Raw genomic sequence first — 17,528 nt, forward strand, 5'->3', positions numbered from 1 at the left:
AAGAGAAATACTAATAATTAGTCAGCTAATCATGAGCCTTGGCTGGAGGCAAGGCTTGTTCTGTACTGAATCGTTACATCAGTGAGGCCGGTCACTCAAAGTTCAAATTCCGACTGCAGGGCGGCCCGAATACAGTACAAGACGCCCTCCGGAACCCGACCGGCAAAGAGCGCGGAAATTTCCGACACGGGCGGCAGTTCGCCCTCACCGTCGAGGAACGCATCCTGGACTTCGCCCATCAAGTCCTCTGGAAGGTCCAGCGCCTGTTCCAGCGACAACTGCTGCTTGCCGATCGCCTCGGCGAGCAACGTGTAGACGTTCTTTTCCGAGCATTGCAACTGACCGGCGATCTGCAACGGCGTCATGCCGGCGCGCGCCAGGGTGATCAACTCGTGGCGCAGGTCTGCGACAACTTTCGGTGCTTCGGCCTGGCCACCGAGGACTTCGAGGAAAGCCTCGCCATAACGCTCCAGCTTGCGTGCGCCGACGCCGCTGACCCGGGCCATTTGCGCCAGCGAGGTCGGTTGGCTGCGCAGCATTTCCAGCAAGGTCGAGTCGGGGAAAATGACGTACGGCGGCACACCATGTTCTTCGGCCAGCTTGCGTCGCAGGGCACGCAGCGCTTCCCACTGTTCGCGCTCTTCGCCCCGCACCAGCTGGCTTGCCTGGCTCTTGCTGCTCTTGGCGGTCGTCTGCGCCTTCAGATCGCGGCGCAGTTCGAGGGTCACTTCACCTTTGAGCAGTGGACGGCACGTGTCGCTCAAGCGCAGGCCGCCGTAGCCTTCCAGGTCGATGTCGGCCAGGCCACGGGCCACCAACTGGCGGAACAACGAACGCCACTCGCCTTCGGCCATCGCCTTGCCGACACCAAACACCGAAAGATGCTGATGCCCGAAGTTGCGCACCTTTTCGTTGTCCTTGCCCAGCAAGACATCCACCAGGTGCCCGACACCGTAGCGCTGGCCTGTCCGGTAGATCGCCGACAGCGCCTGACGGGCAGGCTCGGTGGCGTCCCAGGTCTGCACGCCGTCGACACAATTGTCGCAATGACCGCAGGGCTCGGGCATGTCTTCATCAAAGTAGGCCAGCAGTGTCTGGCGACGGCAGCGGGTTTCCTCACACAGTGAGAGCATGGCATCGAGCTTGTGTTGCTCCAGACGCTTGTGGCGTTCGTCGCCTTCGGAGTTCTGCAGCATCTGCTTGAGCATCACCACGTCTTGCAGGCCATAGGCCATCCAGGCATCGGCGGGCAGCCCGTCTCGACCGCCGCGACCGGTTTCCTGGTAATAGGCCTCAAGCGACTTCGGCAGGTCGAGGTGAGCAACAAAACGTACGTTGGGCTTGTCGATGCCCATGCCAAAGGCCACGGTGGCGACCATGATCAGGCCTTCCTCGTTGAGGAAGCGTTTCTGGTGGTTTGCACGCATATCGTTGGGCAGGCCGGCGTGATACGGCAGCGCCGGGAAGCCTTGCTCGCTGAGGAAGGTCGCCACTTCCTCGACTTTCTTGCGCGACAGGCAATAGACGATACCGGCATCGCTGCGACGCTCGGCGAGGAACGCCAGCAACTGCTTGCGTGGCTGCTCCTTGGGCACGATGCGATAAAAAATGTTCGGCCGGTCGAAGCTCGACAGGAAGCGCTCGGCATTCTGCAGGTGCAGGCGAGTGACGATCTCTTCACGGGTACGCTTGTCGGCGGTGGCGGTCAGGGCAATGCGCGGTACGTCGGGGAACAATTCCGCCAACTGGCCCAATTGCAGGTATTCCGGGCGGAAGTCATGGCCCCATTGAGACACGCAGTGGGCTTCGTCGATGGCGAACAGGGAGATGTCCAGCCCTTGCAGGAAGCTCAGCATCCGTGGCTGGACCAGACGCTCGGGCGCGAGGTAGAGCATTTTCACCTCGCCGCGCCGGATCCTTGCCGCCAGGTCTCGTTGTTGCTCGGCACTGAGCGTGGAGTTCAATGCCGCGGCGGCCACGCCCAGTTCTTCCAGGGTCGCGACCTGGTCGTCCATCAGCGCGATCAGCGGCGATACCACCACCGCCAGGCCATCGCGCAGCAGCGCCGGCACCTGGAAGCACAGGGATTTACCACCACCGGTAGGCATCAGGACCAGGGCATCGCCACCACTGGCCACGCGCTCAATGATCGCACCCTGGCGGCCACGGAAACTGTCGTAGCCGAAGATGTCCTTGAGGACGCGCTGAGCCTGTTCGAGCATAAAAACTCCAAAAATCACCGAAACATCCCTGCAAGGCTGGTGCAGAACCCGCAACTCTGCACCGACAAATCGTAAGTGCGCATTGCATGTCGCTTCACATTTCAGCCGTGATACCAGCAGGGCATCACAAAACGCGCGAGTATACCCGAGCCCTGTCCGGCAAAGGGCACCGCTGATAAGAGGCAATGGACAGGATTCATAACGCAATGCGCGGGCCGTAAGGGGGCAAATATGCCGCGCGGCTGGCCCAAGCGCTCAAGAAGGCCTAGAATTCCCGCATCGAATATTCCCCAAGGTAGCCCTTTAATGTCCTTCGCTGAGCAACTAACCCGCCTGCAAGTCTTCCTCGACGCCGATGAACTGCATGACGAGGCGCTGGACTACGTGGCCGCCCACGGCTACCTCACCGCGCTGTCGATCTGTTCCGAAACCGTGCCCGACCGTGAATGGATCGATGCCCTCTTCGCCGAAGAGCCGCACTACAGCGGCGAAGCCCAACGCGAAGAAATCGAAGCCACGCTGATCGGCCTCAAGGCTCACATCGCCCGCCAGCTGGCCTCCGATGAAGAGTTCGAACTGCCGTGCGACCTCGACCTGGGCGACGATCCGGACGATTCCGAACTGCGCGGCTGGTGCATCGGCTTCATGGAAGGCGTGTTCCTGCGTGAAGAAGCCTGGTTCGAAACCGCCGAAGACGAAGTCAGCGAAATGCTCCTGCCGATCATGGTCGGCTCGGGCCTGTTCGACGAGCAACCGGAGTTCTCCGACATTGCCGCCGACGCCAACCTGATGGACGACATGATCGTACAGATCCCGGAAGCCCTGACTGCGCTGTACCTGCTGTGCAACGCACCGGACGAAAAACCGGCGATCCTCAAGCCACGCCATCACTAAGGTTTTGCCTATGGACAACCCCATAGGCAACCGCTCCCTGATGTTGCGCTACGTGCTGCTGGCCATCGGCTGGCTGAGCGTGGCGCTGGGGGTGATCGGGATTTTCCTGCCGGTACTGCCCACCACACCCTTCCTGTTGCTGGCGGCTGCCTGCTTTGCCCGCAGTTCGCCGCGTTTCTACCAGTGGCTGGTCAGTCACCCGCGACTCGGGCCCTGGATTCGTGACTACCTCGACGGTAACGGTATCCCGTTCAAGGGCAAGGTCTACGCCATTGGCCTGATGTGGACCAGCATCCTGTTTTCCTGCTACCTGGTGCCGATGCCTTGGGCCCGGGGGTTCATGCTGACCAGTGCGGTGCTGGTGACCCTGTACATCCTCAAGCAGAAAACCCTGCACAAGTCCTGAGTTTTCCCCGCCTGCAGGTCGACGCTTGTCTGACCACCACCTAGACTTCACTTCTCTGCACTCGAGCAGCCAGTCATGCCGCGCAGTCCGGGTAGTCCAGGATGGCCAACACCAAGACTTCGGTTTGGCGGATGGCTGCTGCTGGCCAGTTTTCCCCTGGCCGGGCTTGGCAGTGCCTGGCCCGCCTGGGATTTCGCGCAGATTTCGCACACCGCGCAAAAACGCTATGCCAGCCTCGGGCCGACCCAGGGACGTATCCAGCCCTGGAGCGAAATGCTGCAGAACGGACGCAACCTGCCCGAGCAGGAGCAATTGACTGCGGTCAATCGCTTCTTCAACCAGCAGCTGGATTTCCAGGACGACGCGCGTATCTGGCGCCAGAGCGATTACTGGGCCACGCCGGTCGAGGCGCTGATCAAGGCCGCGGGCGATTGCGAAGACTATGCCCTGGCGAAATATTTCAGCCTGCGCCAGCTGGGCATTCCCAGCGACAAGCTGCGCATTACCTACGTCAAGGCCCTGAAACAGAACCAGGCGCACATGGTGCTGACCTACTACAGCAGCCCTGGCGCCGAACCACTGGTGCTCGACAACCTGATCGGCGACATCCGCCCCGCCTCGCAACGCAAGGACCTGCTGCCGGTGTATGCCTTCAACGCCGAAGGCCTGTACCTGCCCGGCAAGCCTGGCAACCTCCGCAGCGGCGACTCGAAAAAACTGTCGCGCTGGCAAGACGTCCTGAAAAAAATGCAAACCGAAGGATTCGCCGTGGGCGACGGTTAGCCGCCACGCCAAGGAGCGCTCGATGAAACTGCGCAACCAGTTGTTTCTCGCTATCTGCCTGTTCTTGCTGGTGGCGTTCAGCGGCAGTTTTTATGCCAGCCTGGAAAGCTCTCGCGAACAGACGCTGGGCCAGTTGCGCGCCCATGCCCAGGACGCCGCGACTGCGCTGGGCCTGACCTTGACTACACAGATCGACGACCCGGCCATGATGGAGTTGATGGTCAGCTCGATTTTCGACAGTGGTTATTTCAGCGACATCCGCGTCACCCACCTTGAGAATCGGCAGGTGCTGGTGCAGCGCAGCATCCCCGAGCAAATCGACGGCGTGCCTGGCTGGTTCGTCAACCTGGTGAACCTGCACCCCGAAGGTGGCGATGCGCTGATCACCCGTGGCTGGCAACAGGTGGCGCGGGTCGAAGTGTTGAGCAATCCACAATTCGCCTTGGCCAAACTTTGGGACAGCACACTGGGAAGCCTCGTCTGGCTGCTGCTCTGCGGTCTGCTCAGCGCGGTGTTCGGCGGCTGGCTGCTGCGTCGGCAATTACGTCCACTCGACACCATGGTCCGGCAGGCCGAAGCCATCAGCAAACGCGAGTTTCTCAGCTTGCCGACGCTGCCGCGTACGCCGGAATTGAAACGCGTGGTGCTGGCGATGAACCAGATGGTCGAGAAGCTCAAGACCTTGTTCGCCGAAGAAGCTGCGCGCAGTGAAAAACTGCTCAACGAGTCCTATCAGGACAACCTGACAGGGCTGGCCAACCGGCGATTGCTAGACGAACAACTGGCCGATCAATTGCTGGTCGCCGAGCAAAATGGCATCGGTCACCTGCTGATGCTGCAGCTCAACGACCTGGCCGGACTCAATCAGCGCCTGGGCGGGCAACGCACCGATGCATTGATTGGCGCGGTCGGCGAAACGCTCAAGCGTCTGACACAGGTTGCAGAGCGTCGCACCTGGCTGGCAGCGCGCAATCGCGGTGGCGAATTCAGCCTGCTGGCACCGGACCTCGATACCGAAGAAGCGACGCGCCTGGCCGCCGAGATCAGCGCCACGCTGGAGAACCTGCGCCTGACCGGCGCCAGTGATTGCACGCCCGTCGCCCACCTGGGCATCGTCTCGTTCCACCCAGGCGACTCGGCGAGCCACGTCCTGCATCAACTTGACCAGGCGCTGGCAGAGGCCCGGCAACATCCCGAGCGCCCCTGGGCAGTATCGGGCCGCAGCGACAGCGCGCCAAAGCAGGCACAACATCACTGGCACAGCTGGCTTGACGATGCCCTGAACGAAGGCAAGCTGCAGTTGTACTTTCAACCGGTGGTGCAATGCGCCGACACCCGGCAGGTCCTGCATCACAAAGTCCTCGCACGCCTGCTCGATCCACAGGGCGAAGCGATTGCCGCCGGGCAGTTCCTGCCGTGGATCGAGCGGTTTGGCTGGTCGGCCCGATTCGACCTGGCGATGCTTGATGCCACCCTCGAATACCTCGTCATCAACCGGTTGCCGCTGGCATTGAGCCTGTCCGGTAGCACCTTGCGCGATCAGGCGCAGGTGAAACTGATCCTCGACATGCTGGAATCCCTGCCGGAACTGGCCCCCCTTCTGACCCTGGAAATCGATGAGCGCCAGCTGCCACCGCCAGAGCAATTGCAACGCTTGAGCCACAGCCTGCTCGCCACGGGGTACCGTATCGGGCTGCAGCATTTTGGCGGCCACTTCAGCCAGATCGGCAACCTCACGCAACTGGGGCTGGCGTACCTTAAAATCGACGGTGCCTACATCCGTGGCATCGATGCCAAGCATGATAAACGGCTGTTTATCGAGGCAGTTTGCCGGACCACCCACAGCATCGACTTGCCCTTGATAGCGGAAAAAGTTGAAACCCAAGGGGAGTTGGAAGCAATCAGGGCATTGGGGGTGTTTGGCGCGACGGGGCGCTTGATCGGTGAGCCGCAGCCGATGTGATCTGCTGACGATCGAACACAAACGCTTTGTCGCAGGAAAAAACCGCCCTCCCTGTCCCAAGGGAGAGCGGTTTTTTCTTGCGGGCGTCAGGTCACACGGTATCCACCTTCAGCGAATGGTCATTGAGCATGCCGTTGATGATGGTTGCCGTATCCGCTCCACCAACGACCCCACCCGCCCCCGGCATCACCCCATAGTGGCTGGCGAGGTTGACTCCGGCCAGGTCGATGGTCTGGTTCGGCGCGGCGCCAGCCATGGCGCTGACGTCGATGCTGGTCACCAGTGACGCGCCGCTGCCGCTGACGGTGAAGTGCAGGTAGTCATCCAGTGAGGCGGCGCTGCTGTTTTCTCCTTGCAGCAGTTGCGACAGGTCAAGCTTGTCGGTACCCGGTGTGAAGTCGGTGATGACGTCGTGGCCGCTATTGCCGTTGAGCCACTGGAAGGTATCGGCGCCAGCGCCGCCGGTGAGGGTGTTGTTGCCCAAGCCGCCGATCAGGAAATCGTCGCCACCTACGCCGTTGAGCACATCGTTGCCCAGGCCGCCGGTGATGATGTTGCTGTTGTGGTCACCGGTGAGTGAGTCATTGAAGTTGGAGCCGACCAGATTTTCGATAGCGGTCAGGGTATCGGTGCCTGCACCCAGAGTGTTCTGTGCGCCGGTCTCGCCGAGATTGACCGTGACCCCGGCGGTAGCGTGGGCGTAGCTCGCGGTGTCGATACCCACCCCCCCATCGAGCAGGTCGTTGCCCGGTCCGCTGTAGAGCAAGTCATTGCCGGCTCCACCGTGCAGCTCGGTGTTGCCGATGCCGGCGACCAGCGTGTCATCACCCGCCGTCCCGGTAAGGGTGTGGCCATCCTGGTAGCTGATGATCATGCTGTCGCCGCCGCCATGGCTGTCGCTGGCGGTATAGCCGTGGTCCGACGCGGTATCGTGGCCCCCGGAGTAATCGACGGTCATCTTCAACTGGTAGTTTTCAGCGCTGTTTGCGCCTGGGCCCGCACCGTCGGGGATGTTGGCGATGTGGATGTGGTAGGTCGCATCCGACGTCGCCTTGATGGTCTGGCCGTCAGCGACGGCGATGTAGGCGCCGTCGTTGATCGAGTACTCCATGCTGACATGGCCGGCGGCGAGATTGTGATCCAGGTTGAGGGTTTCCCCTTGCTTGAGATTGATGGTGATGAGGTTGTCGTTGTGGTTGCCGTTGGCCGCACCCAGCGCTCCGCTGACCACCAGGACGGCGGTCATGGCCGCCGCGTTGGCGACGAAGGCGCTGCGGGCAATGTCGGCATTGCTGCCGGAGACACTGTAGTTCTGTTTGGTCCCGGTAAAGTCCGCCCCTTTCCCGATCAGGTCCTGGCCATCCTGGTTCAGTGCTTTTTGGTAAAGGGTCACGTCGCTGTCGCGGCTCGCCACCATGCAGCTGTTCTGCACGTCGATGGTCACCGTCGTGGTGCTTTCGTCACCGTCACCATCGCGCAGGGTGTAGGTAAACACGTCGTTGCCGCCCTGGCCGCCTACCGAGTTCGGGTAGCTGTGGTACAGCGCATTGCCGGCCGCATCCAGGGTCAGGTAGCCGTAGGTGCCGTTGATCTGGCTGTTCAGGCCGCCGTGCACTGGGCTCGAGGTGTCGTCGCCAGCACGCACGCCGACCACACCACCGCCGGCGAACTGGCCATCGGCCCCGGTGTGGTCGTTCCACAGCACGTTGCCGCCGATATAGCCGCCCTCTCCCACGGATGCAATGTCGGCGGTAGCGGTCGGCACGTCATCGACGATGTTGACCACGATGGTGCTGGTGGCGATGTTGCCCAGGCCATCGGTGGCCTGGTAGGTGAAACTTTCCTGGACGGTGTTGGCACCATCGTTGRCCGRCGGTGTGGTGCTGGCCGGCGASGTCAGGGTGTAGGTGTAGCTGCCGTCAGGGTGCAGCARCAGCTGGCCGTAGGTGCCAACGGCATTGCTGACCAGGCTGTAGGTGATGGCGCCGCTGCCGCCGTGGACCGCGCCCACGAGTGTGCCGGTGGCAATTTCGCCGGGATTGCACGGCTGTTCCAGGGCATTTTCGTAGACGGTTACGTCCTGGTCGCTGGCCGCGACCAGGCAGCTGTTGTGTACATCGATGGTGATGGTGGTGGTGCTTTCGTCACCGTCGGCATCACGCAGGGTGTAGGTGAACACATCGCTCGCGCCCGGGCCGCTGACCGAATTCGGGTAGCTGTGGTACAGCGCGTTGCCGGCCGCATCCAGGGTCAGGTAGCCGTAGGTGCCGTTGATCTGGCTGTTCAGGCCGCCATGCACCGGGGTCGAAGTGTCGGAGCCCGCGCGCACGCCAACCACGCCGCCGCCGGCGAACTGGCCATCGGCCCCGGTGTGGTCGTTSCMCAGSACGTTGCCKYCGAKRTAGCMGSSCTYTCCSACGGATGSRRTGTCGKCGRTMGCSKTSGGCACGTCRTCGACGATGKYGAYCWCGATGGTRYTGGTGRCGATGTTGCCCAGGCYGTCGGTGGCCTGGTARGTGAARCTTTCSTGSASGGTGTTGGCRCCGTCGTCCGCGTGGGGCGTGGTGCTGGCCGGCGACGTCAGGGTGTAGGTGTAGCTGCCATCAGGGTGCAGCAGCAATTGCCCGTAGGTGCCGATGGCATTGCTGACCAGGCTGTAGGTGATGKYGCCGCTGCCRCCGTGGACYGCGCCSACSARWGTGCCGCTGGCGGTTTCACCGGTATTGCCAGGCTGGCTGCCGGTCACGCTGYYGGGGGCCAGGTCCTGGCCGTCCTGATTCAGGTCCAGGGCWTTTTCGTAGACGGTYACGTCCTGGTCGSTGGCTGCTACCAGGCAGCTGTTGTGCACGTCGATGGTGATGGTGGTGGTGCTTTCGTCACCGTCGGCATCACGCAGGGTGTAGGTGAACACATCGCTCGCGCCCGGGCCGCTGACCGAATTCGGGTAGCTGTGGTACAGCGCGTTGCCGGCCGCATCCAGGGTCAGGTAGCCATAGGTGCCGTTGATCTGGCTGTTCAGGCTGCCATGCACCGGGGTCGAGGTGTCGGAGCCCGCGCGCACGCCGACCACACCACCGCCGGCGAACTGGCCGTCGGCCCCGGTGTGGTCGTTCCACAGCACGTTGCCGCCGATGTAGCCGCCTTCTCCCACGGATGCAATGTCGACGGTAGCGGTCGGTACGTCATCGACGATGTTGATCACGATGGTGCTGGTGACGCTGTTGCCCAGGCCATCGACGGCCTGGTAGGTGAAGCTTTCGTGCAGGGTGTTGGCGCCGTCGTTGGCCTGTGGCGTGGTGCTGGCCGGCGAGGTCAGGGTGTAGGTGTAGCTGCCGTCCGGGTGCAGCAGCAGTTGGCCGTAGGTGCCAACGGCATTGCTGACCAGGCTGTAGGTGATGGCGCCGCTGCCGCCGTGGACCGCACCAACCAGGGTGCCACTGGCGGTTTCGCCGGGGCTTTGGGGCTGGCTGCCGGTCACGCTGCCGGGGGCCAGGTCCTGGCCATCCTGATGCAGGTCCAGGGCTTTTTCGAAGACAGTCACGTCGTGGTCGCTGGTCGCCACCAGGCAGCTGTTGTGCACGTCGATGGTGACGGTGGTGGTGCTTTCGTCACCGTCGGCATCGCGCAGGGTGTAGGTGAATACGTCGCTCGCGCCCGGGCCGCTGACCGAGTTCGGGTAGCTGTGGTACACGGCGTTGCCCGCCGCATCCAGGGTCAGGTAGCCATAGGTGCCGTTGATCTGGCTGTTCAGGCCGCCATGCACCGGGGACGAGGTGTCGGCGCCTGCGCGCACGCCGACCACGCCACCGCCGGAGCCATCGGCGCCRCCGATATCGTTTACCAGCACGTTGCCGGTGACGGTGCCMCCCTCGGCCACCGAAGTCGCATCGGGCTTGGCGGTCGGCAGGTCGTCGACGACCTTGACGTTGATTTCSCCMCGCGCTTCGCTRCCGTCGGCATCCACGGCGATGACTTCGAAGTTCTCGGTGATGCTGTTGGCGCCGTCGGCGTTGGGGTGGGTGTCGGTGTAGTTGAGGGTGTAGCTGTAGCTCACCACGCCGGTGGCCGGGTCGAAGCCGGTGATGGTCAGGGTGCTGCCTATCCAGGTGCTGCCGGAGATCGGCAAGCCCTGCACCACGCCATTGCTGATGATCTCGACACCGGAAATGCTCAGGCTCTGCAGGCCGTCCGGGGCGTTGACGGTGAAAGTGCCGTGCTGGGTCAGCGCCGGGGCGTCGGGGTCGCTGCCGTAGGTGAGGTTCTTCTCGTAGACGGTCAGCTCGCCGCCGGCGACATCCAGGCCGCCGAGGGTCACCCCGTCATCGTTGTTGTGTATGTTCAGCACCAGGTTGGCGGTGCTGCTGTCGCCGTCGGCATCGGTCAGGGTGTAGGTGAAGGTCTCGGTGCCATTGCCGCCGCCGTGCAAGGCCTTGAAGTCGGCGTCGCCGGGGTTGAGGGTGTAGGTGTAGGTGCCGTTTGCGTTGAGCACCAGGGTGCCGTAGGTACCGATGAAGGTGCCGGGGGTAATCGGGCCGCTGTTGGGGCCGGTCGCTACGCGGTCGGCGCCTTGCACGTCGTTGCCGAGGACGTTGCCTTCGAGGGTGAGCAGGGTTTCCGAGGCGGTATTGGGGTGGGTGTCGTCGATCGCCTTGGGCACGTCGTCGGTGATGATGACGTCCAGGGTGCCGGTGGCGGTGTCGCCGTTGCTGTCACCGGCCACCACAGTGAAATGTTCACTGAGTTGGGTGCCGTCGCCGGTGGAATGGTTTTCGCTGCCGTTGAGGGTGTAGCTGTAACTCACCACGCCGGTGGTCGGGTTGTAGCCAGTGATGGTCAAGGTGCTGCCCAAGGGCGTGGTGATCGACTGCGGAAAACCGCTGGCCACGCCAGCGCTGATCACGCTGATCCCGCCGATGCTCAGGCTGGTCAGGCCGTCAGGTGCCGTGACGGTGAAGGTGCCGTTCTGGGTCAGTGCGTCGGGATTGCTCGCTGAACCCTCGGCCAGGTTGGCTTCTTTGACGGTCAGTTCACCCCCCGCCACTGACAGCCCATCGAGGGAAACCGGATTGTTCACGGGGGGCGTGACGACGGGTGGAATGACTTCGGTCGGCGCTACGACAGGCGGTACGACTTCAGGCGGCGTAACGTCAGGTGGTGTTACCAAGGGCGGTATTACCGCGACCGGCGGCGTAACCAGCGGTGCAGAGGCGCTGTCGTCGGGGTTGCGATCGCCGTCGTGCCACTCCAGCGGAAATTCCGGAATGCCGTTGAACCCGGCGGTGGGGAAACCGATGGTCGGATCGACATGCCCTCCCACTTCCTCAAGCATGACGAAACTGTGGCCTCCTCCCAGTGCTCCCCCGGCAGGGCCGGTCGAACCCGGGCCGGCCGCCGTGGCTTCCGCGGTCTGGGTGGGGTCGTCACCAGCGGCAATGGCTTTTTGCAGTTGCTCGACATCGCTCAACTGCGCCTGGCTCGGGGTCGTCGCTTCAGCCGTTTCCACGTGGGGCGAAGTCTGCGCCAGCAACTGGTCGGTCATTTGCAGGCTACTGCCGCGGCCCAGTGTCAACTCCTGGCCGTTCTGCAGATGCACCGCCACCGCCCCTTCGGCTCCGGTCACCAGTTGATCGCCGGCAAATAACCGATCCCCCTCGACCAACACTCGACGGGTGCCATCACCCGCTACCGCGAAGACCTGACCGATAACCTTGCTGACGGTACCGATGAGCGTAGCCATGTGCATTCCCTCCGCTGCCAACGCTTCGTCGGCGCCTTGTCTGAATGCGGAGAACATGCACATGGCTCAAGCAGGTTACCTGGCGAATCGCGGCCGCTGTCCAAAACCTGGCTAACCCCTTTGCAATCAATGGCATTGGGCTACCTGTCGAAAACAACGTGATCCGCCAGCCTTGCGTAACAGTCCTGAATCACCTTGGTGACAAAAAACCGTCACCCCAGTCTGCGCCGCATCCCTCCCCTCCAGTACTTCTCCGCTCTTTCTCGATAAGTGGATTTGAACTTTCCTCAACCCCTGATGTGCGCCACAAAGCACATAAATCAAGGGCTTCTGGAGAGAACAATGTGCTGGATTTTGCGGAGCGCATAAGTTTTTTTTGGCATAACAATTATGAGAAAAACTTCTTAGCTTCGGCTGAAAATGTTCTTAGCTCTCTTGTTACAAGCATGAAACGGTTTTGCCTATAAATGTCGTCAAATAATTGGCGACGCATAAAGCACTATTAGGATTCAGGGAGATGGACCATGCGCCTTTTAAACCCCCTCTGCAGCGCGGTTTTGCTGGCAATTGCCTGCAGTTCCCAAGCGCACGCCATGTCACTGACCGAAGCGATCCAGAGCACTATCGCGACCCACCCGGAACTCGCATCGCGGGTGGACAGCCGTCTGTCGGCTGATGAAGACGTGAAAGTCGCCAAGGGCGGTTTTTATCCATCGGTGGACCTCAATGCCGCCTACGGGCGCGGGTACAGCGACAACACCAACACTCGGGCGCTGGGTAATCACCACACCGAAATCCTCAATTACACCCAGTCGGAATTGCGACTGCGGCAGATGCTCTTCGACGGGTTCAACACCGCCAACGAGGTCGAGCGCACCAAGGGCGTCGTCAACTCCCGGGCGTATTACGCCCAAGGCACCGCCCAGGACCTGGCCCTGCGCACCGCCGAGGTCTACCTCGAAGTGCTCAAGCGCCGCGAGCTGGTGACCTTGGCCAAGAACAATCTGCAAGCGCACTTGCGGGTCAACGATCAGATCGGCCTGCGCACTGAGCGTGGGGTGGGCAGCAACGCCGACGCCGACCAGTCCAGCGCTCGTCGGGCCTTGGCGGAAAACAACCTGGACACCGCCGAAGTCGATCTGGCCGACGCAGAGTCCAACTTCGCCGCCGTGGTCGGGCGCCTGCCGGATGAACTTGAAGCGCCGCCGTCGATCCGTGGCGAAGTCCCCGCCTCGCTGACGGATGCCCAGCAAAGCATGGTCGACAACAACCCTTATCTGAAATCCGCCCAGGCCGACGTGCAATCGGCCGAGAGCCAGTACGAAGTTGCCAAGTCGCCGTTCTACCCGCGTTTCGACGCCGAAGCCGCGGTGGGCGCGAACAACAACATCGCCGGCGAAGAAGGCCATGACAATGAATGGCGGGTCGGTGTGGTGATGAATTACAACCTGTTCCGCGGCGGCAGCGACAAGGCGCGCCTGCAGTCCGATGCCCACAAGATCAATCAGGCAATGGACATCCGCAACAACGCCCTGCGCCAACTCAACGAAAACATCCACCTGGCCTGGAACGCCATGGTCAATGCCAAGAAACAAACGCCGACCGCCCGCGAGTACGCCGAGACCAGCCGACGCGTGCGCGTGGCGTATCAGGATCAGTTCGGCCTCGGCCAACGGACCCTGCTCGACCTGCTGGACAGCGAAAACGAGCTCTACAACGCCAACCGCCGCTACACCGAAGTCCGCTACACCGAGGAGTATTCGATGTACCGTGTGCTGGCGAACATGGGCCAGCTGCTGAGCAAGCAACGCGTGGTGCTGCCGGCCGACGCCATCGCCCAGGCTGAAGTGAAAAGCGAAGCTCGCCTGCCTGAATTGAAGTAGTGCCTGGAGCGATCAATGTGACCAGCATGGAAACCGCCAACACCGGTGTCGATCCACGCCTGAGCTTCGATGACCCGCTTCTGGACGGTCTGTTGATCCTCTGCAAACTCCACGGCGCGACGGTCAGTCGCGCCAGCCTCAGTGCCGGGCTGCCTATGGCACACCAACGCCTGAGCCTGGACCTGCTGCCCCGTGCAGCGGCCCGGGCGGGATTGCAGGCGCGCCTGCTGCGCCGTGACCTGAAAGACATCAGCGCGCTCAATCTGCCGGTGCTGCTGCTGCTCAACAACGGCCGTACCACCGTGCTGCGCCGCTATGGCGACGATGGCCGGATCCTGGTCCTGCCCAGTGAAGCCGATGGCGGCGAGCAATGGACCACCCCACAAGAGCTGGCCGAACACTACAGTGGCCAGGCGCTGTTCGCCCGCCCCCGGCATGAACTCGAAGACCTTCGTTCCCCCCTGGTGCCGCGGGTAGAGGCCTGGTTTCGCGACACTTTGAAACTGTCGAAATGGTTGTACAGCGATGCAATCCTGGCGAGTTTCCTGATCAACCTGCTGGGGCTGATGGTGCCGCTGTTCGTGATGCAGACCTACGACCGCGTGGTGCCGAACCAGGCCACCTCGACCCTGTGGGTGCTGTCCATCGGCCTGCTGATCGGCACCGGCTTCGAACTGGTGCTGCGGGTGGTACGCGCGCATTTGCTGGACACTGCCGGCAAGAAGACTGATGTAATTCTCTCGGCGACCCTGTTCGAACGCATCACCGGCATGGCGATGAAAGCCAAGCCTGCGACCATCGGTGGCTTCGCCCAGAGCATCCACGACTTCCAGGGCCTGCGCGAGTTCCTCACCGCCGTGACCCTCACCAGCCTGATCGACCTGCCCTTCGCCGTGCTGATGCTGGTGGTGATCGGCCTGCTGGGTGGCTGGCTGGTGGTGATTCCGGTCCTGGCGTTTCCGATCACGATCATTTTCGCCATGATCATCCAGGCGCGCTTGCGCGACACCGTGCAGAAAAGCCTGAGCCTGGGCGCCGAACGCCAGGCCCTGCTGATCGAAACCCTCGGCGGCCTGGAAACCCTCAAGGCCTGCAGCGCTGAAAGCGAGCGCCAGCACAAGTGGGAAAGCACCCACGGCGCACTCACCCGCCTCGACAGCCATGCACGCAACCTCTCGGCGCTGGCCACCAATGGCACGCTGTTCATCCAGCAGTTTTCCGGTATGGCGACCATCGTTGCCGGGGTCTACAGCATCATTGCCGGCAACCTCAGCGTTGGTGCGCTGGTGGCGACCTACATGCTCGGCAGCCGGGTACTGGCACCGCTGGGGCAGATTGCCGGCCTGATCACGCGCTACCAGCAAGCGCAGCTGACCATGAAAAGCACCGACGCGCTGATGTCCCTGCCCCAGGAGCGCGATGCCAGGCAACGGCCGCTGGAGCGCACCCAATTGCAAGGCGCCCTGGATGTGGTGGGCGTGACCTTTCACTACAACGGCCAGAACGCCCCGGCGCTGGCCAATGTCAGCTTCAGCGTGAAACCCGGCGAACGGATCGGCATCATCGGTCGCAGCGGTTCGGGCAAAAGCACCTTGGGACGCCTGGTGATGGGCTTCTACGAACCGGCGCAAGGCCAATTGCTGCTCGATGGCCTGGACCTGCGGCAACTGGATGTCGCGGACCTGCGCCATCAGATTGGCTACGTCGCCCATGACCTGCCGCTGCTGGCCGGCAGCCTGCGCGACAACCTGACCCTGGGGGCGCGCTACATCAGTGACGCACGCATGCTCGAAGTGGCCGAACTGACCGGTGTCACCGAATTGGCCCGGCAACACCCACAAGGCTTCGACCGCCCTGTGGGCGAGCGCGGGCAACTGCTGTCCGGTGGTCAACGCCAGGCCGTGTTGCTGGCCCGGGCGTTGTTGCTCGACCCGCCGATCATGCTGCTCGACGAGCCCACCAGCGCCATGGACAACAGCAGCGAAGACGCCTTGCGGCAAAAACTCCACACCTGGGTCCAGGGCAAGACCGTGTTGCTGGTGACCCACCGCACCTCGATGCTCAGCCTGGTCGATCGCCTGGTGGTGCTGGACAACGGGCGGATCGTCGCCGACGGCCCGAAAGAAGCGGTCATCGATGCACTGCGCAAGGGCCGTGTCGGCTCTGCGGCCGTCTAGGAGTTGCCTATGTCCGCTTCATCGGATGCTTCCAAAGCACGTGGCTACTTCGACAGCTTCAGCAAAAGTGCCGAAGCCGAGTTCATGCCGGAAACGGCCGGCGCCGCGTTGCAGGACTCGCCACGCTGGTCGCGGATCACCGTGTGGCTGGCCGCTGCGCTGCTGGTCAGCGCGCTGGCCTGGGCCAAGTTCGCGGTGCTGCAGGAAGTCACCATGGGCGAAGGCAAGGCGATTCCGTCGAGCAAGGTTCAGGTCATCCAGAACCTTGAGGGCGGCATCGTCACCGAGATCTTCGTGCGTGAAGGACAGATGGTGAACAAGGGCGACACCTTGCTGCGCCTGGATGACACCCGCTACCTGTCGAACAAGGGCGAAAGCGAGGTCGATCGCTACGCCCTGACCGCGCAGGTCGAACGCCTGTCGGCCGAAGCCGAAGGCCGGCCGTTCAAGCTAACGGATGAAGTGATCGCCAAGGCGCCACAAGTCGCCGAAGACGAACGCTCACTGTATGAACAACGACAACGTCGACTGGCCAGCGAACAACGCACGCTGACCGAACAACTGCGGCAAAAAACCCAGGAACTGGCGGAGTTTCGCTCCAAAGCCGGGCAATACGGCTCCAGCCTGGCGCTGGTCAACCAGGAGATGGCCATGTCCGAGCCCCTGGTCAAGACCGGCGCCGTATCGCCGGTGGAGATCCTGCGGCTCAAGCGCAGTGCGGTGGAAATCCGTGGTTCGCTGAACGCCACCACCCTGGCCATTCCCCGGGCGGAATCGGCGATTGCGGAGATCCGCAGCAAGATCGACGAATCCGAACAGTCGTTCCGCTCGGACGCGGCCAAAGAGCTGAACGAGAAACGCACCGACCTGTCGAAAATCACGGCGACGAGCATTGCCATCGACGACCGCGTGACCCGTACCACCGTGGTTTCGCCGGTCAAGGGCATCATCAAGTTGTTGAAGGTCAACACCATCGGCGGCGTTGTCCAGCCGGGCAGTGACATGGTGGAAATCGTGCCGCTGGAAGACAACCTGCTGATCGAGGCCAAGGTCCGGCCACAGGACGTGGCGTTCCTGCATCCGGGCCAGAAAGCCATGGTCAAGTTCAGTGCCTATGACTACACCATCTATGGCGGCTTGAGCGCCAAGCTGGAACTGATCGGCGCCGACACCATCACCGACGACAAGGGCAACAGTTTCTACCTGATCCAGGTGCGCACCGACAAAAACCACCTGGGCGGGGATGTGAAACCGCTGCTGATCATTCCGGGGATGGTGGCGACGGTGGACATCATTACCGGGGAGAAGACGGTACTGGATTATCTGCTTAAACCGGTGTTGAAAGCGCGGACCGAGGCGATGCGGGAGCGTTAGTGTTTACCCGGGTTTGGTGGTGATTGATCTGGCCTCTTCGCGAGCAGGCTCGCTCCCACAGGTTTTGTGGTGGTCGCAGATTTTGTGCA

At 62.4% G+C, this 17,528-nt stretch carries 9 protein-coding genes; 7 read left to right on the forward strand and 2 right to left on the reverse strand.

Annotated features, from left to right (window positions below; translation table 11 throughout):
• Positions 1-95 precede the first annotated feature (95 nt).
• Positions 96-2,222 (reverse strand): DNA helicase RecQ, encoded by a 2,127-nt coding sequence (gene recQ, locus BKX96_RS12985; protein ID WP_077184105.1) that lies wholly within the window; start codon positions 2,220-2,222, stop codon positions 96-98.
• 306 nt (positions 2,223-2,528) lie between these two features.
• On the opposite strand from recQ, the gene BKX96_RS12990 reads away from it, so the two are divergent.
• The 4 genes from BKX96_RS12990 to lapD all read left to right on the forward strand — a co-directional run bounded on the left by BKX96_RS12990 (position 2,529) and on the right by lapD (position 6,268).
• Positions 2,529-3,116, forward strand: a complete 588-nt coding sequence (locus BKX96_RS12990) for a UPF0149 family protein (protein ID WP_046816855.1) — start codon at positions 2,529-2,531, stop codon at positions 3,114-3,116.
• A gap of 10 nt (positions 3,117-3,126) precedes the next feature.
• Positions 3,127-3,522: a YbaN family protein gene (locus BKX96_RS12995; protein WP_046816854.1), complete on the forward strand. Its 396-nt coding sequence runs from the start codon at positions 3,127-3,129 to the stop codon at positions 3,520-3,522.
• Between the two features lie 75 nt (positions 3,523-3,597).
• Positions 3,598-4,305: a cysteine protease LapG gene (gene lapG, locus BKX96_RS13000; RefSeq protein WP_077184106.1), complete on the forward strand. Its 708-nt coding sequence runs from the start codon at positions 3,598-3,600 to the stop codon at positions 4,303-4,305.
• 22 nt (positions 4,306-4,327) lie between these two features.
• A complete protein-coding gene (lapD, locus tag BKX96_RS13005) occupies positions 4,328-6,268 on the forward strand; it encodes a cyclic di-GMP receptor LapD (protein WP_077184107.1) in 1,941 nt (646 codons plus the stop codon).
• A 91-nt stretch (positions 6,269-6,359) separates the two neighbouring features.
• On the opposite strand, the gene BKX96_RS13010 is transcribed toward lapD, so the two are convergent.
• A complete protein-coding gene (locus tag BKX96_RS13010; protein WP_077184519.1) occupies positions 6,360-12,005 on the reverse strand; it encodes a retention module-containing protein in 5,646 nt (1,881 codons plus the stop codon).
• Between the two features lie 524 nt (positions 12,006-12,529).
• Here BKX96_RS13010 and BKX96_RS13015 point away from each other — a divergent pair.
• From BKX96_RS13015 to BKX96_RS13025, 3 genes are read left to right on the forward strand one after another with little or no spacing between them, the layout of a single operon-like run.
• Positions 12,530-13,888 (forward strand): TolC family outer membrane protein, encoded by a 1,359-nt coding sequence (locus BKX96_RS13015; RefSeq protein ID WP_046816840.1) that lies wholly within the window; start codon positions 12,530-12,532, stop codon positions 13,886-13,888.
• 17 nt (positions 13,889-13,905) lie between these two features.
• On the forward strand, positions 13,906-16,065 hold the full coding sequence (locus BKX96_RS13020; RefSeq protein WP_077184108.1) for a type I secretion system permease/ATPase: 2,160 nt from the start codon (positions 13,906-13,908) through the stop codon (positions 16,063-16,065).
• Between the two features lie 9 nt (positions 16,066-16,074).
• Positions 16,075-17,439 carry an HlyD family type I secretion periplasmic adaptor subunit gene (locus tag BKX96_RS13025; protein ID WP_077184109.1) on the forward strand — a complete coding sequence of 455 codons (1,365 nt, stop codon included), beginning with the start codon at positions 16,075-16,077 and terminating at the stop codon, positions 17,437-17,439.
• Positions 17,440-17,528: the final 89 nt, after the last annotated feature.

Origin of the sequence: Pseudomonas putida (assembly GCF_001976065.1) — a bacterium.
Taxonomy (GTDB): domain Bacteria; phylum Pseudomonadota; class Gammaproteobacteria; order Pseudomonadales; family Pseudomonadaceae; genus Aquipseudomonas; species Aquipseudomonas serbica.